Here is a 21,960-nt window from a genome sequence, read left to right on the forward strand (position 1 = left end):
TTTTACTCCTTGCCTTCTGCCATTTCGGCTTTCGGCTTCCATACCGAACCGATGGAAATATTTTGCAATTTGCGACGGCGGCCGTACCACAGGTTGACCAACGCACGGAATACGACGACGGACGAATACATCGAAGTCAGAATACCCAAGCAGTGTACGACGGCAAAACCGCGTACCGGACCGGAACCGAATACCAAAAGCGCGATACCGGCAATCAGCGAAGTCAGGTTCGAATCGACAATGGTCGCCCATGCGTGTTGGAAACCGAGATTAATTGCCTGCTGCGGCGGCACACCGGCACGCAATTCTTCGCGGATACGTTCGTTAATCAAGACGTTGGAGTCAATCGCCATACCCAATGTCAATGCCAACGCAGCAATACCCGGCAGGGTTAACGTTGCCTGCATGGCAGACAAAATACCGATTAGGAACAGTATGTTGGTGCTCAATGCAATGGTAGAAAAGAAACCCATCAGACGATAGTAAACCACCATGAATGCAGCAACGATGGCAAAACCCCATAAAGTCGAATGGAAGCCTTTTTCGATGTTCTCCTTACCCAAAGACGGACCGATGGTACGTTCTTCGACAATCTGCATCGGTGCGGCAAGAGAACCGGCACGCAACAGCAAAGACGTATCGTTGGCTTCGGCTGTCGTCATGCTTCCGGAAATTTCCACGCGTCCGCCGGTAATGGCAGTACGGATAACCGGCGCGGTTACAACCTCGGATTTTCCTTGGTCAATCAAAACCATCGCCATGCGTTTGCCGACATTTGCGGCAGTCAGTTCGCCGAAAATGCTGCCGCCCGCGCTGTCCAGGCTCAGACTGACGGCAGGTGCGCCCATTTGGTCGAAACTTGGTTGCGCGTCGTTGATGTTGTCGCCCGTCAGCTCGACCTGTTTGCTGATCAGCAGGGTTTCGGGATGCTCCCCGCCGCTCGAAAGCAGCTCGTAACCGCTCGGCACGTTGCCTTCCGATGCCTCGCGCAACTTAACAGGATCATCCTCCACCATGCGCACTTCCAAAGTCGCAGTACGGCCGATAATGTCTTTTGCCTTGGCAGTATCTTGCACGCCGGGAAGCTGTACGACAATACGGTCCAAACCTGACTGTTGGATAATCGGCTCTGCCACACCCAATTCGTTTACACGGTTATGCAGTGTAGTGATGTTTTGCTTCACCGCATCTGATCGTACTTTATTCACCGCCCCTTCCGAAAGCGTCAATACAATATTGCTGCCTTCCGAATTTAACGTTGCCTCAGGAAACAGCTTGCGTAACTGAGGCAGCGCCTTTTGCACATCACCGGCATCCTGCAAAGGAACAGTCAGACTGTTTTCAGTCTGACGCACCGTGCCGCTGCGGATTTTTTCGCGGCGCAATTCGCGGCGGATATCGCCGGAATAACGTTCAAATGTTTTCTGCATGGCGGCTTTCATATCGACCTGCATGGTGAAATGCACACCGCCGCGCAAGTCCAGACCCAAGAACATCGGATTGGCTTTGATTTTCGCCATCCATTCGGGGCTGTCCGCCAACAGGTTGAGCGCGGTAATATACCCTTCGCCCAAAGTATTTTCGATGATGTCGCGCGCTTTAAGCTGCGTTTCGGTGTCTTTAAAACGCACTTTCAGTGAATTGTCCACAACAAACATCCCGTCGGTCTGAATACCCGCGTTTTGCAGTGCGGCATCCACTTTGGATTGAGTCTGTTCGTTGATGATGATGGCTTGTCGGTTGGTCGATACCTGCACGGCGGGCGTTTCGCCGAATAGGTTGGGCAGCGAATACACTGCGGCAACCGCAATCGTGAACACAATCAGCAGATATTTCCATAAAGGATAACGGTTCATCATTGTTCCTTAATGGTTGAAACCCCACCCTTTCGGTGGTGTCGGAATCGGGCTATTTCAGAAGAGGCAAAACCCCTTCCCAGTCAGACGAGACCGGAGGGCGGCATCCTGAATATGCCGCCCTGCGTGTCGGAACATGGTCAAGCCTTCGGTTGGAATTCAAAACAAAGTGCCGCATACGGGCTTTCCCGATGCGGCTTGTCGGCACAAATCAATCGACTTTTGAGGCAATCGCATTGCGTTCCACTTCGACCTCGATTTTTGTACCCTGTCCGATATCCACGGTAAAAAACTGTTCGCCGACTCTGGTTACCTTACCCTTGAAACCTGCCGCCAAGACCACTTTATCACCGGCTTTCAAGGCGGCAAGCATTGCCTGATGCGCTTTGAATTTCTTTTGTTGGGGGCGCATGATCAGGAAGTAGAACACCACCATAATCAACACCAAAGGAGCAAATTGTGCAACAGCTTGATTCATAATTTATCCGTTCTTTCTAAATATGATTGAAAATCGAGCAGGGTATATAATAGCATAAGACCGTAAATAATATATCGGGTTTGCTGCCCATACCCAACCGTATGCCGTCTGCAACCCCTTTCCCGAACCCATGCCGCTGACCCGCCTGTTCCTGAAACTCTACGCCCTGCTGCACCTTTTTTTGGGCAAAAACGCCCAGACCGCCTGGCTTTTCCACCCCGCCTGCACCGGACACGAACCCGGAGCAAACCATCCCGATTCGCCCGACCGCATCCTCTGCATCGAGCAGGCATTGCGCCGCGCCGGTATTTGGCAGCACCTCCAAACCGTAGAGGCGGAAGAAATCAGCGATACGCGCCTTGCACTTGTCCACTCGAGCAAATATCTGAACCGTTTGGAATCTTGCCTACCCGAAGACGGCAAGATTTGTCGTTTGGACGACGACACCGTTATCAGCAAAAACTCCCTGTCCGCCTCCCGTTTTTCCGCCGGTTCGGCAGTTCAGGCAGTCGATATGGTCATGAAACGCAAAGCATGGCATGCCTTTTGCGCCGCCCGCCCGCCGGGGCATCACGCGAAAAGCGGCAAAGCCGGCGGATTCTGCCTGCTGAACAACGTTGCCGCCGGCGTCATGCATGCCATTGCCGAATACCGCCTGAAACGCATTGCCGTCATCGATTTCGATGTCCACTACGGCGACGGTACGGCAGAAATATTCAAAGACGATCCGCGCATCCTGTTTTTCAACCTGTTTGAAACCGACCTTTTCCCCTTCCCCGAAAACAACAATATGCCCGACGGCGGCAATATGGTGCACCTGCCCTTGCCGCCGGGAACGGGCAGTCGCACATTCCGCGAAGCCATCCGCAGGCAGTGGCTGCCCCGGCTTGCCGCATTCGAACCCGAACTGGTGCTGCTGTCGGCAGGATTCGACGCACACCGTCTGGACGAATCGGGCAGGCTCAACCTGCACGAGGCGGATTTTGCCTGGCTGACACACAAAATCATTCAGACGGCATCCAGCTGCTCCGGCAAAATCGTATCCGTACTCGAAGGCGGTTACACCCTTGAACCTCTGGCACAATCTGCTGCCGAGCATATCCGCGTGCTGGCAGGGCTGGGCAAATCCGATGCCGCAACCGCCTATCAGAAAACACTGAACCCGACAAAAAAACGGTTTGCCAAACCGAAAACCGGACAGGTGCGCCAACCTACCCAATCCGACCGTTACGATATAAATGCCGTCTGAAGCCGATTCGGTTTTCAGACGGCATCATTATTTGACCTGACGCAAACAGAAAGCCTTCCGCGTGCTTAAACACGTCTCTTGTAGTAAAATAACATCTAAACAGATTCAACCGGAAACGGTCAGGCTTCTTCACGCCATTCCCATTTCAACCGCCGTCCGACATTTTTCAGACGGCATTCCTACTTGAAAACAAGGAGCGTTACAATGAAAGCAGCACGTTTTTACGATAAAGGCGACATCCGCATCGAAGACATCCCCGAACCGGCCGTCGCCCCCGGCACCGTCGGCATCAATGTCGCTTGGTGCGGCATCTGCGGCACCGACCTGCACGAATTTATGGAAGGCCCGATTTTCATCCCGCCCTGCGGTCATCCGCACCCGATTTCCGGCGAGTCCGCACCCGTCACGATGGGACACGAGTTCTCCGGCGTGGTCTATGCCGTCGGCGAAGGCGTAGACGACATCAAAGTCGGTCAACACGTTGTTGTCGAGCCTTACATCGTACACGATAACGTACCGACCGGCCCCGGCAGCAACTACCACCTCTCCAAAGACATGAACTTCATCGGCTTGGGCGGCTGCGGCGGCGGCCTGTCCGAAAAAATCGCCGTCAAACGCCGTTGGGTGCATCCGATTTCCGACAAAATCCCGTTGGATCAAGCCGCTTTGATCGAGCCTCTGTCCGTCGGCCACCACGCTTATGTACGCAGCGGCGCGAAAGAAGGCGATGTCGCATTGGTCGGCGGCGCAGGTCCGATTGGTTTGCTGTTGGCCGCCGTGTTGAAAGCCAAAGGCATCAAAGTCATCATCACCGAATTGAGCAAAGCGCGCAAAGACAAAGCCCGCGAATCCGGCGTTGCCGACTACATCCTCGACCCGTCCGAAGTCGATGTCGTCGAAGAAGTGAAAAAACTGACCAACGGCGAAGGCGTGGACGTGGCATTCGAATGTACCAGCGTGAACAAAGTGTTGGATACTTTGGTCGAAGCCTGCAAACCCGCCGCCAACTTGGTTATCGTATCCATCTGGAGCCACCCCGCCACCGTCAACGTCCACAGCGTCGTGATGAAAGAACTGGATGTGCGCGGCACGATTGCCTACTGCAACGACCACGCCGAAACCATCAAACTGGTCGAAGAAGGCAAAATCAACCTCGAACCCTTCATCACCCAGCGCATCAAGCTGGACGAACTGGTTTCCGAAGGCTTCGAGCGTCTGATCCACAACAACGAATCCGCCGTTAAAATTATTGTGAATCCAAACCTGTAAGCAAATTATATTTGCAACAGCACAAATGCCGTCTGAAACGCTCAGACGGCATTTTTCAACGAAACGTAACAGGCGTATTGCCCGAGAGCAGCCGTTTAGCCTATCATTCCGAACAAACAGAAACAAACAGAAGGAAAATCATGGGAGATTCCGTACTATCCGCCATCCAACAAACCATCACCCAGCGAAAATCTGCCGATCCGTCCGAATCTTACGTCGCACAGCTCCTGCATAAGGGCGAAGACAAAATCCTAAAAAAAGTGATTGAAGAGGCGGGCGAAGTGTTGATGGCATCCAAAGACAAAGACCCGTCCCACCTGGTTTACGAAGTTGCTGACTTATGGTTTCACACCATGGTTCTTCTGACACACCACGACCTGAAGGCGGAAGACGTACTGGACGAACTTGCGCGCCGTCAAGGTTTGTCGGGCTTGGCCGAAAAAGCCGCTCGCACAGAATCTTGAATTTATATTACAATCCGCACTTTCCCACATTCAATCCGTCTGACCGCTTTTCAGACGGCATCGGAGCTGTTATGGACAACTGTATTTTCTGCAAAATCGCCGCCAAAGACATTCCGGCGCAAACCGTCTATGAAGACGGGGAGATGATTTGTTTCAAAGACATCAACCCCACCGCTCCGGTTCATCTGCTGCTGATTCCCAAAGTCCATTTCGATTCGTTGGCACACGCCGCTCCCAAACATCAGCCCCTTTTGGGAAAAATGATGCTGAAAGTTCCCGAAATCGCCAAAGCGGCAGGACTGGCAGACGGCTTCAAAACCCTTATCAATACCGGCAAAGGTGGCGGACAAGAGGTCTTCCACCTGCATATACACATCATGGGCACACCCGTATAAACCGTTATTTCACAATCAACCCCTAATACTTACTTAAGGATACATCATGGGCAGTTTTTCTCTTACGCACTGGATTATCGTACTGATTATCGTCGTTTTGATATTCGGCACCAAAAAACTGCGCAACGTCGGCAAAGACCTCGGCGGCGCGGTTCATGACTTCAAACAGGGGCTGAACGAAGGCACAGACGGCAAAGATGCTGGAAAAGACGATGTAATCGAACACAAAAAAGACGAAGACAAAGCATAACTTATGTTTGATTTCGGTTTGGGCGAGCTGATTTTGGTCGGCATTATCGCCCTGATTGTCCTCGGCCCCGAACGCCTGCCCGAGGCCGCCCGCACCGCCGGACGGCTCATCGGCAGGCTGCAACGCTTTGTCGGAAGCGTCAAACAGGAATTTGACACTCAAATCGAACTGGAAGAACTGAGGAAGGCAAAGCAGGAATTCGAAGCTGCCGCCGCTCAGGTTCGAGACAGCCTCAAAGAAACAGATACGGATATGCAGAACAGCCTGCACGACATTTCCGACGGTCTGAAACCTTGGGACAAACTGCCCGAACAGCGCACGCCTGCCGATTTCGGTGTCGATGAAAACGGCAATCCGCTTCCCGATGCGGCAAACACCCTATCAGACGGCATTTCCGACGTTATGCCGTCTGAACGTTCCTACGCTTCCGCCGAAACCCTTGGGGACGACAGGCAAACCGGCAGTACAGCCGAACCCGCGGAAACCGACAAAGACCGCGCATGGCGCGAATACCTGACCGCACCTTCTTCGCCTGCCGCACAGACCGTAGAAGTCAGCTATGTCGATACCGCCATCGAAACGCCTGTTCCGCACACCACTTCCCTGCGCAAACAGGCAATAAGCCGCAAACGCGATTTGCGTCCGAAACACCGCGCCAAACCGAAATTGCGCGTCCGTAAACAATAGAGAAGGCAAATCCGGTGTCCGAAGCACAAAACGAACAAACCGTCCAACCGCTTGTCGAGCATCTCATCGAGCTGCGCCGCCGCCTGATGTGGATGGTTGTCGGCATTCTCGTCTGCTTTTTCGGCATGATGCCGTTTGCCCAGCAGCTCTATACCTTTGTGGCTGCCCCGCTGATGGCAAACCTGCCCAAAGACACCAGCATGATTGCGACCGATGTCATCGCACCGTTTTTCGTTCCCGTCAAAGTTACCCTGATGGCGGCGTTTTTGGTTTCACTGCCGCATACGCTCTACCAAATCTGGGCATTCGTCGCACCCGCACTCTACCAAAACGAAAAACGCCTGATTACGCCGCTCGTCCTCTCCAGCGTCAGCCTGTTTTTCATCGGCATGGCATTTGCCTACTTTCTGGTTTTTCCCGTCATTTTCAAATTCCTTGCCGGCGTTACCCCTGTCGGGGTCAATATGGCGACCGACATCGACAAATACCTGTCCTTCATCTTGGGGATGTTTGTCGCATTCGGCACAACGTTTGAAGTCCCCATTGTCGTTATCCTGCTGACCAAAATAGGTGTGGTAACAACCGGACAGCTCAAACACGCCCGCCCCTATGTGATTGTCGGCGCGTTTGTCATTGCCGCCATCATCACGCCGCCCGACATTATTTCTCAGATCCTGCTCGCCATTCCGCTGATTCTCTTATACGAAGCAGGTATTTGGTTTGGACGCTTCTTCACTCCACGTTCAGAACAGGATGGCGACATACAGCCGCCTGCAAAAACCTGACACTATGCCGTCTGAAGCCCTGTCGCACATTAAGGAGCACACCGTGAACACCCTTTACTTAGGTTCGGGCAGCCCACGCAGAATGGAAATCCTGACGCAGTTGGGCTATCGGGTCGTCAAGCTGCCTGCCGAGATCGACGAAACGGTCAGACAGAACGAAGACCCTGCCCGTTACGTTCAAAGGATGGCAGAAGAAAAAAACCGAACCGCCCTGACCCTCTTTTGCGAAACCAATGGCGCAATGCCTGACTTTCCCTTGATTACAGCGGATACCTGCGTTGTTTCAGACGGCATCATATTGGGCAAACCCCGCTCCCAAGCCGAAGCAGTCAAATTCTTAAAACTGCTGTCGGGAACCCGGCATACCGTCCTGACTGCCGTCTGCATCCGTTATCGCGGCAAAACGACAAGCCGCGTCCAAACCAACCGCGTCGTTTTCAAACCCCTGAGTTCGGAAGAAATTTCCGCCTATGTGCAAAGCGGCGAACCGATGGACAAAGCCGGCGCCTACGCCGTACAAGGCATAGGCGGCATCTTTATCCAATCTATCGAAGGCAGCTTCAGCGGCATTATGGGGCTGCCCGTTTATGAAACCGTTTCGATGTTGCAAGATTTGGGATACCGCTCCCCCCTTGTCCGCCCTTAAACCGTAAAGACTGCCGTGAACAGACAAACCGCTTACCTCCTTGCCTCCTTCAGCCTGATTGCACTGATAATCCTGTCCCTTTCCTGGGAACTGTGGATTGCACCGTTGCGCCCGGGCGGTTCGTGGCTCGCGCTCAAAGCCCTCCCCCTCTGCCTGCCGCTTTCAGGTATCTTGAAAAAGAAAATCTATACCTACCAATACAGCTCTATGCTGGTTCTGATTTATTTTGCCGAAGCCGTTATGCGCCTGTTCGACGCCTATCCGGCAGAACAGATTTGCGCCGCACTTTCCGCAGTATTCAGCATCATCTTCTTCATATCCTGCCTGTCGTTCGTCAAACAATACAAGGAAACAAACAATGCCCGCTGAAACGACCGTATCCGGCGCGCGCCCCGCCGCCAAACTGCCGATTTACATCCTGCCCTGCTTCCTTTGGATAGGCATCGTCCCCTTTACCTTCGCGCTCAGACTGGAACCGTCGCCCGACTTTTACCACGATGCCGCCGCCGCAGCCGGCCTGATTGTCCTGTTGTTCCTCACGGCAGGAAAAAAGCTGTTTGATATCAAAATCCCCGCCATCAGCTTCTTCCTGTTTGCCATGGCGGCGTTTTGGTATCTTCAGGCACGTCTGATGAACCTGATTTACCCCGGAATGAACGACATCGCCTCTTGGGTTTTCATCTTGCTCGCCGTCAGCGCGTGGGCCTGCAAGAGTTTGGTCGCACACTACGGACAAGAACGCATCGTGACCCTGTTTGCCTGGTCGCTGCTTATCGGCTCCCTGCTTCAATCCTGCATCGTCGTCATCCAGTTTGCCGGCTGGGAAGACACCCCCCTGCTTCAAAACATCATGGTTTACAGAGGGCAGGGCGTAATCGGACACATCGGGCAGCGCAACAACCTCGGACACTACCTCATGTGGGGCATACTCGCCGCCGCCTACCTCAACGGACAACGAAAAATCCCCGCCGCCCTCGGCGCAATCTGCCTGATTATGCAGACCGCCGTTTTAGGTTTGGTCAATTCGCGCACCATCTTGACCTACATAGCCGCCATCGCCCTCATCCTTCCCTTCTGGTATTTCCGTTCGGACAAATCCAACAGGCGGACGATGCTCGGCATAGCCGCAGCCGTATTCCTTACCGCGCTGTTCCAATTTTCCATGAACACCATTCTGGAAACCTTTACCGGCATCCGCTATGAAACTGCCGTCGAACGCGTCACCAACGGCGGTTTCACAGACTTGCCGCGCCAAATCGAATGGCGCAAAGCCGTCGCCGCCTTCCAATCCGCCCCGATATTCGGGCACGGTTGGAACAGTTTTGCCCAACAAACCTTCCTCATCAATGCCGAACAGCACACCATACACGACAACTTCCTCAGCAACTTGTTCACCCATTCCCACAACATCGTCCTCCAACTCCTTGCAGAAATGGGAATCAGCGGCACGCTTCTGGTTGCCGCAACCCTGCTGACCGGCATTGCCGGGCTGCTGAAACGCCCCCTGACCCCCGCATCGCTTTTCCTGATCTGCACGCTTGCTGTCAGTATGTGCCACAGTATGCTCGAATATCCTTTGTGGTATGTCTATTTCCTCATCCCCTTCGGACTGATGCTCTTTCTGTCCCCCGCAGAGGCTTCAGACGGCATCGCCTTCAAAAAAGCCGCCAATCTTGGCATACTGACCGCCTCCGCCGCCATATTCGCAGGATTGCTGCACTTGGACTGGACATACACCCGGCTGGTTAACTCCTTTTCCCCCGCCACTGACGACAGTGCCAAAACCCTCAACCGGAAAATCAACGAACTGCGCTATATTTCCGCAAACAGTCCGATGCTGTCCTTTTATGCCGACTTCTCCCTCGTAAACTTCGCCCTGCCGGAATACCCCGAAACCCAGACTTGGGCGGAAGAAGCAACCCTCAAAGCACTAAAATACCGCCCCTACTCCGCCACCTACCGGATTGCCCTCTACCTGATGCGGCAAGGCAAAGTTGCAGAAGCAAAACAATGGATGCGGGCGACACAGTCCTATTACCCCTACCTGATGCCCCGATACGCCGACGAAATCCGCAAACTGCCCGTATGGGCGCCGCTGTTGCCCGAACTGCTCAAAGACTGCAAAGCCTTCGCCGCCGCGCCCGGCCATCCGGAAGCAAAACCCTGCAAATGACCCGCGCCGGCGGATGCGGATACCGCCCGAAATGTAAAGCTCCATGCAAGACATTGCAAAAAACAGCAAACCGGTAGGGAAATACGCTATCAAAAAACATTGCAGCCGTGTTAAGATAAACCGTCAAACAATCTTTTCACGCCCCGCCCGAAACAGGGTCGGGGCATACCCTTACGAAAAGGAAACACCATGAGCCGCGTATTACTCGTAGATGACGATGCCCTGCTGACCGAACTGCTGACCGAATACCTGAGCGCCGAAGGTCTGAACGTCCACAGCGTTCCCGACGGCGAAGCAGGCGTACAGGAAATTCTGAGCGGGCAATACGATGTAGTCGTATTGGATTCCATGATGCCCAAAATGAACGGCTTGGATGTCTTGAAAAACGTACGCGCCCAAAGCACCGTCCCCATCATCATGCTGACCGCCAAAGGCGACGACATCGACCGAATCATCGGCTTGGAAATGGGTGCGGACGACTATGTCCCCAAACCCTGCACACCACGTGAACTCTTGGCACGCATCAATGCCATCCTCCGCCGCGCACAACACAGCGGCGAACAAAACAACGCACCCAACAGCATCTCCGTCAGCGATGTCGTCCTGTACCCCGCCAAACGCCAGGCATCCGTCAAAGACACGCCGCTCGAACTGACCAGCACCGAATTCAACCTGCTCGAAGTCCTGATGCGCCACGCCGGGCAGGTAGTCAGCAAAGAAACCCTGTCCGTCGAAGCACTCGACCGCAAGCTGGCAAAATTCGACCGCAGCATCGACGTGCATATTTCCAGCATCCGGCACAAGCTGGGCGATGCCTCGCTGATTCAAACCGTACGCGGCTTGGGCTACCTGTTTGTCAAAAACTGAAGCAGCGGGCAAATGAAACTGTTCCAACGCATTTTCGCCACATTTTGCGCGGTTATCGTCTGCGCAATCTTTGTGGCGAGTTTTTCTTTTTGGCTGGTGCAGAACACCCTTGCCGAAAACCAGTTCAACCAACGCCGCACCATCGAAACCACATTGATGGGCAGCATTATTTCCGCATTCAAGACACGGGGCGACAACGGCGCACGCGAAATCCTGACCGAATGGAAAGACAGCCCCGTCTCATCCGCCGTTTACGTCATACAGGGCGACGAGAAAAAAGACATCTTAAACCGCTATATCGACAATTACACCATAGAACGCGCCCGGCTGTTTGCCGCCAACAACCCCCATTCCAACCTTGTCCGCATCGAATACGACCGTTTCGGCGAAGAATACCTGTTCTTCATTAAAGGCTGGGACAACCGCCAGGCACAACGCCTGCCCAGCCCCTTATTCATTCCCGGACTGCCGCTCGCCCCGATTTGGCACGAATTCATCATCCTCTCCTTCATCATCATCGTCGGCCTGCTGATGGCATACATCCTGGCTAGCAATATCGCCAAACCCATCAGGATTCTTGGCAACGGTATGGACAGGGTAGCAAACGGAGAACTTGAAACCCGGATTTCGCAACAAGTAGACGACCGTGACGACGAATTGTCCCATCTCGCACTGCAATTCGACAAAATGGTGGAAAAACTCGAAAAACTTGTCGCCAAAGAACGTCACCTGCTCCATCACGTCTCCCATGAAATGCGTTCTCCCCTTGCACGCATGCAGGCAATTGTCGGATTAATTCAGGCACAACCCCAAAAACAGGAACAATACCTGAAACGACTCGAAGGCGAGCTGACCCGCATGGATACGCTGGTCGGCGAACTCTTAACCTTGTCCCGGCTCGAAACCTCCAATATGGCTTTGGAAAAAGAAAAACTGAAACTCCTACCCTTCCTAAGCAACCTTGTAGAAGACAATCAAAGCATCGCCCAGAAAAACGGACAAACGGTTACCCTGTCTGCCGACGGGAAAATTCCCGAAAACGCCACCCTATATGCCAATGAAAGTTACCTGTACCGCGCCTTCGACAACGTTATCCGCAACGCTGTCAATTACAGCCCGGAAGGTAGTACCATCCTGATCAACATCGGACAAGACCACAAACACTGGATTATCGACGTTACCGACAACGGACCGGGTGTGGACGAAATGCAGCTTCCCCACATATTTACCGCCTTCTACCGGGCCGACTCCAGTGCCAACAAACCCGGAACAGGACTGGGACTTGCATTGACCCAACATATTATTGGACAGCACTGCGGAAAAATCATCGCCGAAAACATCAAACCAAACGGGCTGCGGATGCGCTTCATCCTACCCAAGAAAAAAACCGGTTCCAAAACAGAAAAAAGTGCGAACTGACCATAATGCCGTCTGAACCCGCTTCAGACGGCATTGCACAAACAGTTACCCCAAAACAAACATACAGTGAGTGCATCTCCAACAATTACGCACATACCGTCCGCAAAGGAATATATCATGCCGACACAAACCGATCCCGGCTACTTCTTCATGCCCAACCACATTATCCTGATAGGCGCGAGCGAACAACCGTACAGCCTTGGCGAACGCATACTCAGCAACCTGCTGGGCACACCTTTCCAAGGGAAAATCACCCCTGTAAACCCGCGCCACCACACCATAGCAGGACTGCCCGCCTACCCCAACCTCAACAAAATCCCCGGCGGCGCAGACCTTATCATTGCCGTTACCCCGCCCGACAGCTACGACACCCTATTCAAGGCCTGCCAAAAAAAACAACTCCAACACATTATCCTCATACAAGACTGGAACAGCCTCTCCTCCTCCGAGCTAAACACAGCCGAAAACGCCATACGCAAACACCACGGAGACCGCCTCAACATTACCGCCTGCACCACGGCAGGCATTCAGATTCCTTCGCTCGGACTCAACATCAGCACCCATGACGAATACGCCGCAGGCTATACCGCCATACTGACCGGAGATGCCGCCGTCAGCCGCCAAATCGATACCGTCCTCAAAAAACTCCATCAAGGCATATCCCGCCACATCAGCCTGAACTACGGCATCAGCCCCATCACTTCCTCCGACTGGCTCAACCGCTTCGGCCACAGCCTGCACACCAAAACCGCCGTCCTACACCACAACCCGGAAGAAGACCAGCGCAAACTGTTCAGCGCCATCCGCCAATTTACCCGCCACACACCACTCATTCTCCACATCACCTATCGCACGACCGAAACCGACCATGCCGTACTGTACAGCCTCGCCCGCCGTTGCAACTTCCTCATCAGCTTCAACACCGACGACCTCGAAGCCGCACTACGCGCCCAACTATCTAATCTTCCACAGCTGTCACGACTCGACATCCTGTCCGACACGCCTGCCGAATGGCTGCACGCACACACACCGGCAAACCTCTCGCTCCACTTCCCGACAACATCCCGTCAAGTCAGCAACGGATACATAACCTGCACGCCCACGCCCTCGCTCTGCCACAACATCGTATCCCGCCAACTTTCACACCCCGATACGCAAGCCGTATTGACAATACTCACCCCTTCCGGACACAAAGACTATAAAAACACAGCACGCGCGCTTATCCGCCTATCAGAACAAACCGCCAAACCCCTACTCATCAGCAGCCCCGTATCAGACGGCATAAACCACTTCGACTCGCCCACACAGGCAATCCGCACACTCGCCTTTCACAATACCGCCGCCGAACTAAAGCAGCTGCAGCTTTGCACCGCACCGCTGAAACCATGCCGTCTGAAAACCCCGCAACCCCAAAATATCAAGAAAGCCCTTGCAGCGGCAAATCCCTCCCTGCTCGCCGAAACCCTGCACCTCCCCCCCTACCGGCACACCACCCATAACGCCGTACAATTCCAACTCGACAGCCATCCCATTTACGGCAATATTCTGACCGTACGGTACGCAGGGCAAACCACGGCCGCCCTTCCCCCGTTTACCACACAAGACAGCCTCCATATCGCCCAGTTTGCCGAACTGGAAGACTCGCAAACTCTTAACCAGTTCCTTCACACACTGACTATCCTTTCCGACCACAACCTGCACATCGGCAAAATCACCCTCAACCTAAACGGCGGGCAATACAATACCGACTTTGACCTAAAAGCACCCGAAACACACAATGCACCCGGACGCAAAACAACAAGCAAGACCGTACAAACCCTCGAACACGCCGCCGCAAAAATGCAAAGTGCCGCCCAATACCTGAAACACAAAAACCCGGCAGCCTCAGAGTTCCTCCGACACACAAGCGAAGCTGCCGCCGAACTGCTCGGCAGCAAAACCGCAACCGATAAAAAAACACCCAACGTGCTCCCACCCTACCCTGAGGCACACCCAAAAATACTGTCTCTAAAAAACAACATGACCGTTACAGTAAGCCCGCTGCTGCCCGAAGATGCCGAGGCTAAACAAAAATTCATCCGAAAACTCAGTCCCGAAGCACGGTACACACGCTTCATGACCCACACCAACGAACTTCCTGAAGGTACATTGGCACGCTTATGCAACCCGGACTACTACTGCGAAGCCGCATGGACAGCAAGAGATAATAACGACAACATCGTCGCCGTCGTCCGCCACAGCCGCTTGAACCGCAACGAATGCGAGTTCGGCATCACATTGGCAGAAAATATGCGCGGCAGCGGGCTAGCACAGCAAATGATGAACCTCGCCATCCATACCGCAACACAACAAGGCTACCGGACTATGAGTGCCGACATCCTCAAAGCCAACACGCCCATGGTTAAACTTGCTGAAAAATCAGGATTTACTCTCAAAGAATCGGACACCGAAAAAAATCTGTACCGCGCATATCTGAACCTTGCGGCAGACAAAACAACAGGAAAAACAAATAAAAACTTGCGCACCGACCACAAAATAACCTAAAATTGGCAGTTTCCATATATCCGATTTTCTCAAAAGGACCTAAAGATGATAGTTATCCGTTTGGCACGCGGCGGCTCAAAACACCGCCCTTTCTACAACGTCATCGTTACTGACTCACGCAACCGCCGCGACGGTCGCTTCATTGAACGCGTAGGCTTCTACAACCCCGTAGCCAACGAAAAACAAGAGCGCGTCCGCCTCAATGCAGACCGCCTGAACCACTGGATTGCACAAGGCGCGCAAGTCAGCGACTCCGTTGCAAAACTGATTAAAGAACAAAAAGCCGCCTAATCCGCGTTTGCCGCCATGACAGACACTCAAAACCGGGTAGCCATGGGCTACATCAAAGGCGTATTCGGCATAAAGGGCTGGTTGAAAATTGCCGCCAACACCGAATATTCCGACAGCCTTTTGGATTACCCCGAGTGGCAATTGGTCAAAGACGGCAAAACCGTCAGCGTTACCCTTGAAGCTGGAAAAGTTGTCAACGGTGAGCTCCAAGTCAAATTCGAAGGCATAGACGACCGCGACTTGGCATTCTCATTGCGCGGTTACACCATCGAAATCCCCCGTGAAGCATTCGCACCGACGGAAGAAGGAGAATACTACTGGGCCGACTTGGTGGGCATGACTGTTACCAATAAAGACAATACCATCTTGGGTAAAGTCAGCAACCTGATGGAAACAGGTGCAAACGACGTATTAGTGGTTAATGGAAAATACGGGCAAATCCTGATTCCGTTCGTATCCCAATACGTCGAAACCGTCGATGCCGGCAGTAAAACCATTATTGCCGATTGGGGTTTGGACTACTGATGCTTATCCAGGCGATTACCATTTTCCCCGAAATGTTCGACAGCATAATCCATTACGGTGTAACGGGGCGTGCAAACAAACAGGGAATTTGGCAGTTTCAATCGGTTAATCCCCGAGCGTTTGCCGACAACAGGCTGGGCTATATCGACGACCGCCCGTTCGGCGGCGGGCCGGGAATGATTATGGCGGCTCCGCCGCTTGATGCGGCGATAAAATATGCCAAGGCACAATCCTCCCACACTGCAAAAGTTATCTGCCTCAGCCCGCAAGGGAAACCGCTGACACATCAGAAAGCGGCAGAACTGGCAAAACTCCCGCACTTGATTTTGCTGTGCGGACGGTACGAGGGCATAGACGAAAGACTGCTGCAAAGCAGTGTCGATGAAGAAATCAGCATCGGGGACTTTGTCGTTTCCGGCGGAGAGCTTCCCGCTATGATGCTGATGGATGCGGTATTAAGGCTGGTACCCGGTGTATTGGGCGATATTCGGTCTGCCGAACAGGATTCGTTCTCAAACGGTATCCTGGATTGCCCCCACTACACCAAACCCTTAGAATTTCAAGGTATGGCTGTCCCGGAAATACTCCGTTCGGGCAATCATAACTTGATTGCGGAATGGCGGTTGGAACAATCGCTTCGCCGCACCCTGGAGCGCAGACCCGACTTATTGGAAAAGCGCGATTTAATCCCAAAGGAATCCCGCCTCTTGGAAACTATCCGGCAAGAGCAACGGGAAATCCAATCATAATTTAGGAAAAAAACAATGAACCTGATTCAACAGCTCGAGCAAGAAGAAATTGCCCGCCTGAACAAAGAAATCCCCGAATTCGCACCGGGCGACACCGTAGTCGTATCCGTACGCGTCGTGGAGGGTACCCGCAGCCGTCTGCAAGCCTACGAAGGCGTTGTCATTGCACGCCGCAACCGTGGTCTGAACAGCAACTTTATCGTCCGTAAAATTTCCAGCGGCGAAGGTGTTGAACGTACTTTCCAACTGTACTCTCCGACCGTTGAGAAAATCGAAGTCAAACGCCGTGGCGACGTACGCCGTGCCAAACTGTACTACCTGCGCGGCCTGACCGGCAAAGCTGCACGCATCAAAGAAAAACTGCCTGCACGCAAAGGTTGATTCAAACCGTTTTCCCCAATGCCGTCTGAACCTTCAGACGGCATTTCTTATTGCCGCAACATCCGCAACGGAACAGCACCAAGAAGCACACCCCTTCCGGCACATCCCGAATCCCCGTCCGAACCGAACAAAATTTACAGACTAAACGTTATACAGTATCATATCTGCCATATAACGATAACCGCTTTACCGCTTTCCCTTTCAAAACCGCAAATCATTATGACACCTTCCCTTTTACTATCAGGATTGACTTTCCGCCTCATCCTTGCCCTGATTGCCGTATCCCTTTTATGGGGCGTTTACTTTTGGGCAGTATCCGCATGAGCATCATTGTCGAAAACCTGACCGTCAGCTACCGCCGCCGACCTGCCGTGCACCATGTGGACATTACTTTTGAAGAACATAGTATGTGGGCGATTTTCGGGCCGAACGGCGCAGGGAAATCCACCTTTCTCAAATCCTTGATGGGATTGCAGCCTATCGATACAGGCAGCATCCGGCTGGACGGATTGACCCGTCAGAACATTGCCTACCTTCCCCAGCAGTCCGACATCGACCGCTCCCAACCTATGACCGTTTTCGACTTGGCCGCGATGGGGCTTTGGTATGAAATCGGCTTTTTCAAAGGCATAAACTCAACTCAAAAGCAACGTGTTCACGAAGCCTTGGAGCGCGTCGGAATGCAACAGTTTGCCGATCGTCAGATTGCCTATCTCTCAAACGGACAATTTCAGCGTGTCCTTTTTGCCCGAATGCTGGTTCAAAACGCCAAATTCCTACTTCTGGACGAACCTTTCAATGCCGTTGATGCACGGACAACCTACGAGCTTCTCGACGTATTGCAAAAATGTCATTGCAACGGACACGCCATCATCGCCGTACTGCACGACTACGAACAGGTTCGCGCCTACTTTCCCAATACCCTGCTGCTCGCCCGCGAAAAAATTGCGGCAGGCGCAACCGAGACCATTCTGACAGAACCCTACCTCGCCCAAGCCAACGCCAAAATGCAGCAACAGGAAAGCCCCGAGTGGTGCGCGTCATAAATGCCGTCTGAAACCGAAAAACCATGAACCTCTACGACCTGCTCCTTGCCCCCTTTGCAGAATTCGACTTCATGCGCTACGCCCTCGCATCCGTCTTCTGCCTGTCCCTCAGTGCCGCACCCGTCGGTGTATTCCTCGTCATGCGCCGTATGAGCCTGATAGGCGACGCACTCAGCCACGCCGTCCTGCCCGGCGCCGCCGTCGGCTACATGTTTGCCGGTTTGAGCTTGCCCGCCATGGGTTTGGGCGGCGTAGCCGCAGGCATGCTGATGGCACTGCTTGCCGGACTCGTCAGCCGCTTCACCACCCTGAAAGAAGATGCCAACTTTGCCGCCTTCTACCTGAGCAGCCTCGCCATAGGCGTAGTCCTCGTCAGCAAAAACGGCAGCAGCGTCGATCTGCTGCATCTGCTTTTCGGCTCCGTACTTGCCGTCGATATTCCTGCCCTGCAACTCATCGCCGCCGTATCCACCCTCACACTGCTTACCCTTGCCGTCATCTACCGCCCGCTCGTACTCGAAAGCATCGACCCCCTGTTTCTCAAATCCGTCGGCGGCAAAGGCGGGCTTTGGCACGTCCTCTTTCTCGTCCTGGTCGTCATGAACCTCGTATCCGGCTTTCAAGCCCTCGGCACACTCATGTCCGTCGGACTCATGATGCTGCCAGCCATTACCGCCCGCCTATGGGCGAAGCACATGGGCGCACTCATCCTCCTATCCGTTCTGACAGCCCTGCTGTGCGGCTTGAGCGGACTGCTCATTTCCTACCACATCGAAATTCCTTCCGGTCCCGCCATCATCCTCTGTTGCAGCGTCCTTTATCTCTTTTCCGTCATACTCGGCAAAGAAGGCGGCATTCTGACCAAATGGCTCAAAAACCACCGCCACCACACCACCTGACCCCGCAAGTCGCTTGAACAAACAGGCGGCTTGTTTTACCATAACAGATGTTACGTTATATCACAGGAGAACAGTTATGAAACACCTCAAACTCACCCTTATTGCCGCATTGCTGACCACCGCCGCAACTGCCGCCCCCCTGCCCGTCGTAACCAGCTTCAGCATTTTAGGCGACGTAACCAAACAAATCGGCGGAGAGCGCGTATCCATACAAAGTTTGGTCGGAGCCAACCAAGATACGCACGCCTATCACATGACCAGTGGCGACATTAAAAAAATCCGCAGTGCAAAACTCGTCCTGCTCAACGGCTTAGGACTTGAAGCTGCCGATGTACAACGTGCCGTCAAACAAAGCAAAGTATCCTATGCCGAAGCGACCAAAGGCATCCAACCCCTCAAAGCCGAAGAAGAAGGCGGACACCATCACGATCACGACCACGATCATGACCACGAAGGACACCACCACGACCACGGCGAATATGACCCCCACGTCTGGAACGACCCCGTCCTTATGTCCGCCTATGCCCAAAACGTCGCCGAAGCCCTGATAAAGGCCGACCCCGAAGGCAAAGTTTATTATCAACAACGTTTGGGCAACTACCAAATGCAGCTCAAAAAACTGCACAGCGACGCACAAGCCGCATTTAATGCCATCCCTGACGCCAAACGCAAAGTCCTGACCGGTCACGATGCCTTTTCCTACATGGGCAAACGTTACCATATCGAGTTCATCGCCCCGCAAGGCGTGAGCAGCGAAGCCGAGCCTTCGGCCAAACAAGTCGCCGCCATCATCCGACAAATCAAACGCGAAGGCATCAAAGCCGTATTTACCGAAAACATCAAAGACACCCGCATGGTTGACCGCATCGCCAAAGAAACCGGTGTCAACGTCAGCGGCAAACTGTATTCCGACGCACTCGGCAACGCGCCCGCAGACACCTACATCGGCATGTACCGCCACAATATCAAGGCAATGAGCGAAGCGATGAAATAACCCTCCAACCCGAATGCCGTCTGAAATCCTTCAGACGGCATTTTGACATCCGTACACTGCCGGCTGTTTCAAAACCGCCCCAAACCGCCGTTACCGATTTTTGAATCCAATCTGACAAAATCAGTAAAATATCCGGTCATCTCCCCAATTCAAAAGTATGGATACAAACCGCCAATAAAAAATATTCCTGCCCATATGAGGGCAAATGCCGTCTGAATGCCCGAAAAGCCGTTTCAGACGGCATTGTTTTATTTGGTAAGCAACTGTCTGCGTTGTATAATTGCCCGTTTTATAATCGATAATAAATCATAGGAACCGCCATGACAGAATCCATCACCCGCGACAGTATGCAATACGATGTCGTGATTGTTGGCGCAGGCCCGTCGGGTTTGTCCGCCGCCATCAAACTCAAGCAGCTTGCCGAACAGAACGGGCGCGAAATCAGCGTTTGCGTGGTGGAGAAAGGTTCTGAAGCAGGTGCGCATTCGCTGGCGGGCGCGGTTATCGATCCGATTGCACTGAACGAGCTGATTCCCGACTGGAAAGAAAAAGGCGCGCCGCTGACACGCACAGTAACGCAGGATAAGGTGTTGTTCCTGACCGAGAAAAAAGCGTTCAATCTGCCTATTACCCCCAACTTCGACAATCACGGCAACTACATCGTCAGCTTGGGCGAAGTCGTACGCTGGTTGGCGGAGCAGGCGGAAAATATGGGCGTGGAAATCTATCCGGGCTTTGCCGCCGCCGAAGTGCTGTATCACGAAGACGGTTCGGTCAAAGGCATTGCAACCGGTAATATGGGCATCGGCAAAGACGGAGAGCCGACCGATTCATTCCAGCCCGGCATGGAGCTTTGGGCACAGCAAACCCTGTTTGCCGAAGGTTGCCGCGGTTCGCTTTCCAAACAAGTCATCGAACGTTTCCAACTCGACCAAAACAGCCAGCCGCAAACTTACGGCTTGGGCATTAAAGAAGTTTGGGAAGTGCCGTCTGAACAGCATCAGCCCGGTTTGGTGGTGCACAGCGCAGGCTGGCCGCTGGACAGCAAAACCTACGGCGGCGCGTTTATTTACCATTTCGACGACAACAAAGTCGCCGTCGGCTTCGTGGTCGGTTTGGACTATCAAAATCCTTATCTGTCGCCGTTTGAAGAGTTCCAACGTTTCAAAACCCATCCCGAAATCCGCAAAACCTTCGAAGGCGGCCGCCGCATCGCTTACGGCGCGCGTTCGCTGATTGAAGGCGGTTTGCAAAGTTTGCCGAAGCTCTCGTTCAAAGGCGGCGTTTTAATCGGAGATGCGGCGGGTTTCCTCAATATGCCGCGCATTAAAGGTATTCATACCGCGATGAAATCCGCCATGCTCGCCGCCGAAGCCGTGTTCCCCTTGTTGGAAAACCTTGAAGAAGTGGAAAACTTCGACAGCGGCAAAGAGGTGGCGGATTATCAGCAACGTTTTGAACAAAGCTGGCTGTATCAAGAGCTTTACGCCGCGCGCAATGTCCGTCCGTCATTCAAATGGGGCGTTTACCTCGGCTCGCTTTATACCGGCATCGACCAGATGATTTTCAGAGGCAAAGCCCCGTGGACTTTGAAACATCACGGCAAAGACAACGAGCAGCTCAAAAAAGCCGCCGCGTGCAAGCCGATTGATTATCCGAAACCCGACGGCGTGTTGACCTTTGACCGCTTGAGCAGCGTCTTCCTTGCCAATCTTGCGCACGAAGAAAACCAGCCCGACCATTTGGTGCTGAACAATCCGCAAACGATGATAGACGTGAACTACAAAGAATACGCCTCGCCCGAAACGCGCTATTGTCCTGCGGGTGTGTACGAAATTGTTGAAGAAAACGGCAGTCCGCGTCTGCAAATCAATGCCGCCAACTGCGTGCACTGCAAAACGTGCGACATCAAAGACCCGACGCAAAACATCACTTGGATTTGCCCCGAAGGCGCGAGCGGGCCGAATTACGGCGGGATGTAAACCTTATTCCG

24 protein-coding genes are annotated in these 21,960 nt (G+C 53.3%); 22 read left to right on the forward strand and 2 right to left on the reverse strand.

What is annotated here, in order from left to right:
* Nucleotides 1-2: 2 nt before the first annotated feature.
* Entirely contained in the window at nucleotides 3-1,856 is a 1,854-nt protein-coding gene (secD, locus tag Q3O12_RS02545) for a protein translocase subunit SecD (RefSeq protein WP_301669329.1), read from the reverse strand.
* 211 nt (nucleotides 1,857-2,067) lie between these two features.
* A complete protein-coding gene (gene yajC / locus Q3O12_RS02550; RefSeq protein ID WP_107818542.1) occupies nucleotides 2,068-2,334 on the reverse strand; it encodes a preprotein translocase subunit YajC in 267 nt (88 codons plus the stop codon).
* 130 nt (nucleotides 2,335-2,464) lie between these two features.
* On the opposite strand from yajC, the gene Q3O12_RS02555 reads away from it, so the two are divergent.
* The 22 genes from Q3O12_RS02555 to Q3O12_RS02660 all read left to right on the forward strand — a co-directional run bounded on the left by Q3O12_RS02555 (nucleotide 2,465) and on the right by Q3O12_RS02660 (nucleotide 21,949).
* The gene (locus Q3O12_RS02555) at nucleotides 2,465-3,583 is read left to right on the forward strand and encodes a histone deacetylase family protein (RefSeq protein WP_301669190.1); all 1,119 of its coding nucleotides are present in this window, start codon (nucleotides 2,465-2,467) and stop codon (nucleotides 3,581-3,583) included.
* A 204-nt stretch (nucleotides 3,584-3,787) separates the two neighbouring features.
* Nucleotides 3,788-4,852 carry a 2,3-butanediol dehydrogenase gene (locus tag Q3O12_RS02560; protein ID WP_301669191.1) on the forward strand — a complete coding sequence of 355 codons (1,065 nt, stop codon included), beginning with the start codon at nucleotides 3,788-3,790 and terminating at the stop codon, nucleotides 4,850-4,852.
* 140 nt (nucleotides 4,853-4,992) lie between these two features.
* Nucleotides 4,993-5,316, forward strand: coding sequence for a phosphoribosyl-ATP diphosphatase (locus Q3O12_RS02565; RefSeq protein WP_025457909.1), 324 nt, complete (start codon nucleotides 4,993-4,995; stop codon nucleotides 5,314-5,316).
* Between the two features lie 71 nt (nucleotides 5,317-5,387).
* A complete protein-coding gene (locus Q3O12_RS02570; protein ID WP_301669330.1) occupies nucleotides 5,388-5,711 on the forward strand; it encodes a histidine triad nucleotide-binding protein in 324 nt (107 codons plus the stop codon).
* 46 nt (nucleotides 5,712-5,757) lie between these two features.
* Nucleotides 5,758-5,961, forward strand: a complete 204-nt coding sequence (tatA, locus tag Q3O12_RS02575; RefSeq protein WP_003753955.1) for a Sec-independent protein translocase subunit TatA — start codon at nucleotides 5,758-5,760, stop codon at nucleotides 5,959-5,961.
* Nucleotides 5,962-5,964: 3 nt separating this feature from the next.
* Nucleotides 5,965-6,648, forward strand: a complete 684-nt coding sequence (gene tatB, locus Q3O12_RS02580) for a Sec-independent protein translocase protein TatB (protein ID WP_301669193.1) — start codon at nucleotides 5,965-5,967, stop codon at nucleotides 6,646-6,648.
* 14 nt (nucleotides 6,649-6,662) lie between these two features.
* The gene (gene tatC / locus Q3O12_RS02585) at nucleotides 6,663-7,433 is read left to right on the forward strand and encodes a twin-arginine translocase subunit TatC (RefSeq protein ID WP_107818536.1); all 771 of its coding nucleotides are present in this window, start codon (nucleotides 6,663-6,665) and stop codon (nucleotides 7,431-7,433) included.
* 43 nt (nucleotides 7,434-7,476) lie between these two features.
* Nucleotides 7,477-8,079, forward strand: a complete 603-nt coding sequence (locus Q3O12_RS02590) for a Maf family nucleotide pyrophosphatase (protein ID WP_301669331.1) — start codon at nucleotides 7,477-7,479, stop codon at nucleotides 8,077-8,079.
* A 15-nt stretch (nucleotides 8,080-8,094) separates the two neighbouring features.
* Complete coding sequence (locus tag Q3O12_RS02595; protein WP_002222851.1) at nucleotides 8,095-8,448, forward strand: DUF2069 domain-containing protein; 354 nt, start codon at nucleotides 8,095-8,097, stop codon at nucleotides 8,446-8,448.
* Nucleotides 8,438-10,252, forward strand: coding sequence for a PglL family O-oligosaccharyltransferase (locus Q3O12_RS02600; RefSeq protein WP_301669194.1), 1,815 nt, complete (start codon nucleotides 8,438-8,440; stop codon nucleotides 10,250-10,252). The genes Q3O12_RS02595 and Q3O12_RS02600 overlap by 11 nt, the downstream gene beginning before the upstream one ends.
* A gap of 189 nt (nucleotides 10,253-10,441) precedes the next feature.
* Nucleotides 10,442-11,119 carry a two-component system response regulator MisR gene (gene misR, locus Q3O12_RS02605; protein WP_061699231.1) on the forward strand — a complete coding sequence of 226 codons (678 nt, stop codon included), beginning with the start codon at nucleotides 10,442-10,444 and terminating at the stop codon, nucleotides 11,117-11,119.
* Between the two features lie 12 nt (nucleotides 11,120-11,131).
* Nucleotides 11,132-12,538 carry a two-component system sensor histidine kinase MisS gene (gene misS / locus Q3O12_RS02610; protein ID WP_301669196.1) on the forward strand — a complete coding sequence of 469 codons (1,407 nt, stop codon included), beginning with the start codon at nucleotides 11,132-11,134 and terminating at the stop codon, nucleotides 12,536-12,538.
* Nucleotides 12,539-12,655: 117 nt separating this feature from the next.
* Complete coding sequence (locus Q3O12_RS02615; RefSeq protein WP_301669197.1) at nucleotides 12,656-15,082, forward strand: bifunctional acetate--CoA ligase family protein/GNAT family N-acetyltransferase; 2,427 nt, start codon at nucleotides 12,656-12,658, stop codon at nucleotides 15,080-15,082.
* Between the two features lie 45 nt (nucleotides 15,083-15,127).
* Nucleotides 15,128-15,373 carry a 30S ribosomal protein S16 gene (gene rpsP, locus Q3O12_RS02620; RefSeq protein WP_301669199.1) on the forward strand — a complete coding sequence of 82 codons (246 nt, stop codon included), beginning with the start codon at nucleotides 15,128-15,130 and terminating at the stop codon, nucleotides 15,371-15,373.
* A 15-nt stretch (nucleotides 15,374-15,388) separates the two neighbouring features.
* Nucleotides 15,389-15,898: a ribosome maturation factor RimM gene (gene rimM / locus Q3O12_RS02625; RefSeq protein WP_301669200.1), complete on the forward strand. Its 510-nt coding sequence runs from the start codon at nucleotides 15,389-15,391 to the stop codon at nucleotides 15,896-15,898.
* The gene (gene trmD / locus Q3O12_RS02630) at nucleotides 15,898-16,647 is read left to right on the forward strand and encodes a tRNA (guanosine(37)-N1)-methyltransferase TrmD (protein ID WP_301669201.1); all 750 of its coding nucleotides are present in this window, start codon (nucleotides 15,898-15,900) and stop codon (nucleotides 16,645-16,647) included. Before rimM ends, trmD begins: the two co-directional genes overlap by 1 nt.
* 15 nt (nucleotides 16,648-16,662) lie before the next feature.
* Nucleotides 16,663-17,028 carry a 50S ribosomal protein L19 gene (gene rplS, locus Q3O12_RS02635; RefSeq protein ID WP_002217809.1) on the forward strand — a complete coding sequence of 122 codons (366 nt, stop codon included), beginning with the start codon at nucleotides 16,663-16,665 and terminating at the stop codon, nucleotides 17,026-17,028.
* A gap of 18 nt (nucleotides 17,029-17,046) precedes the next feature.
* Nucleotides 17,047-17,352 carry a hypothetical protein gene (locus tag Q3O12_RS02640; protein ID WP_301669202.1) on the forward strand — a complete coding sequence of 102 codons (306 nt, stop codon included), beginning with the start codon at nucleotides 17,047-17,049 and terminating at the stop codon, nucleotides 17,350-17,352.
* On the forward strand, nucleotides 17,349-18,074 hold the full coding sequence (locus Q3O12_RS02645) for a metal ABC transporter ATP-binding protein (protein WP_301669203.1): 726 nt from the start codon (nucleotides 17,349-17,351) through the stop codon (nucleotides 18,072-18,074). The genes Q3O12_RS02640 and Q3O12_RS02645 overlap by 4 nt, the downstream gene beginning before the upstream one ends.
* A gap of 23 nt (nucleotides 18,075-18,097) precedes the next feature.
* On the forward strand, nucleotides 18,098-18,973 hold the full coding sequence (locus Q3O12_RS02650; RefSeq protein WP_002219667.1) for a metal ABC transporter permease: 876 nt from the start codon (nucleotides 18,098-18,100) through the stop codon (nucleotides 18,971-18,973).
* Nucleotides 18,974-19,049: 76 nt separating this feature from the next.
* The gene (locus tag Q3O12_RS02655; protein WP_301669205.1) at nucleotides 19,050-19,967 is read left to right on the forward strand and encodes a metal ABC transporter substrate-binding protein; all 918 of its coding nucleotides are present in this window, start codon (nucleotides 19,050-19,052) and stop codon (nucleotides 19,965-19,967) included.
* A 320-nt stretch (nucleotides 19,968-20,287) separates the two neighbouring features.
* Nucleotides 20,288-21,949, forward strand: a complete 1,662-nt coding sequence (locus Q3O12_RS02660) for an electron transfer flavoprotein-ubiquinone oxidoreductase (RefSeq protein ID WP_301669206.1) — start codon at nucleotides 20,288-20,290, stop codon at nucleotides 21,947-21,949.
* Nucleotides 21,950-21,960: the final 11 nt, after the last annotated feature.

The organism is Neisseria benedictiae (assembly GCF_958267435.1).
GTDB lineage: Bacteria > Pseudomonadota > Gammaproteobacteria > Burkholderiales > Neisseriaceae > Neisseria > Neisseria bergeri.

Coding starts and splice junctions, on each gene's coding strand:
- Q3O12_RS02570 (WP_301669330.1), top strand. CDS start 5,388: ATGGACAACTGTATTTTCTGCAAAATCGCCGCCAAAGACATTCCGGCG.
- rplS (WP_002217809.1), top strand. CDS start 16,663: ATGAACCTGATTCAACAGCTCGAGCAAGAAGAAATTGCCCGCCTGAAC.
- rpsP (WP_301669199.1), top strand. CDS start 15,128: ATGATAGTTATCCGTTTGGCACGCGGCGGCTCAAAACACCGCCCTTTC.
- Q3O12_RS02660 (WP_301669206.1), top strand. CDS start 20,288: ATGACAGAATCCATCACCCGCGACAGTATGCAATACGATGTCGTGATT.
- Q3O12_RS02600 (WP_301669194.1), top strand. CDS start 8,438: ATGCCCGCTGAAACGACCGTATCCGGCGCGCGCCCCGCCGCCAAACTG.
- misS (WP_301669196.1), top strand. CDS start 11,132: ATGAAACTGTTCCAACGCATTTTCGCCACATTTTGCGCGGTTATCGTC.
- rimM (WP_301669200.1), top strand. CDS start 15,389: ATGACAGACACTCAAAACCGGGTAGCCATGGGCTACATCAAAGGCGTA.
- Q3O12_RS02560 (WP_301669191.1), top strand. CDS start 3,788: ATGAAAGCAGCACGTTTTTACGATAAAGGCGACATCCGCATCGAAGAC.
- Q3O12_RS02640 (WP_301669202.1), top strand. CDS start 17,047: ATGCCGTCTGAACCTTCAGACGGCATTTCTTATTGCCGCAACATCCGC.
- tatA (WP_003753955.1), top strand. CDS start 5,758: ATGGGCAGTTTTTCTCTTACGCACTGGATTATCGTACTGATTATCGTC.
- trmD (WP_301669201.1), top strand. CDS start 15,898: ATGCTTATCCAGGCGATTACCATTTTCCCCGAAATGTTCGACAGCATA.
- misR (WP_061699231.1), top strand. CDS start 10,442: ATGAGCCGCGTATTACTCGTAGATGACGATGCCCTGCTGACCGAACTG.
- Q3O12_RS02555 (WP_301669190.1), top strand. CDS start 2,465: ATGCCGCTGACCCGCCTGTTCCTGAAACTCTACGCCCTGCTGCACCTT.
- Q3O12_RS02650 (WP_002219667.1), top strand. CDS start 18,098: ATGAACCTCTACGACCTGCTCCTTGCCCCCTTTGCAGAATTCGACTTC.
- secD (WP_301669329.1), bottom strand. CDS start 1,856: ATGAACCGTTATCCTTTATGGAAATATCTGCTGATTGTGTTCACGATT.
- Q3O12_RS02645 (WP_301669203.1), top strand. CDS start 17,349: ATGAGCATCATTGTCGAAAACCTGACCGTCAGCTACCGCCGCCGACCT.
- Q3O12_RS02565 (WP_025457909.1), top strand. CDS start 4,993: ATGGGAGATTCCGTACTATCCGCCATCCAACAAACCATCACCCAGCGA.
- tatB (WP_301669193.1), top strand. CDS start 5,965: ATGTTTGATTTCGGTTTGGGCGAGCTGATTTTGGTCGGCATTATCGCC.
- Q3O12_RS02615 (WP_301669197.1), top strand. CDS start 12,656: ATGCCGACACAAACCGATCCCGGCTACTTCTTCATGCCCAACCACATT.
- yajC (WP_107818542.1), bottom strand. CDS start 2,334: ATGAATCAAGCTGTTGCACAATTTGCTCCTTTGGTGTTGATTATGGTG.
- Q3O12_RS02655 (WP_301669205.1), top strand. CDS start 19,050: ATGAAACACCTCAAACTCACCCTTATTGCCGCATTGCTGACCACCGCC.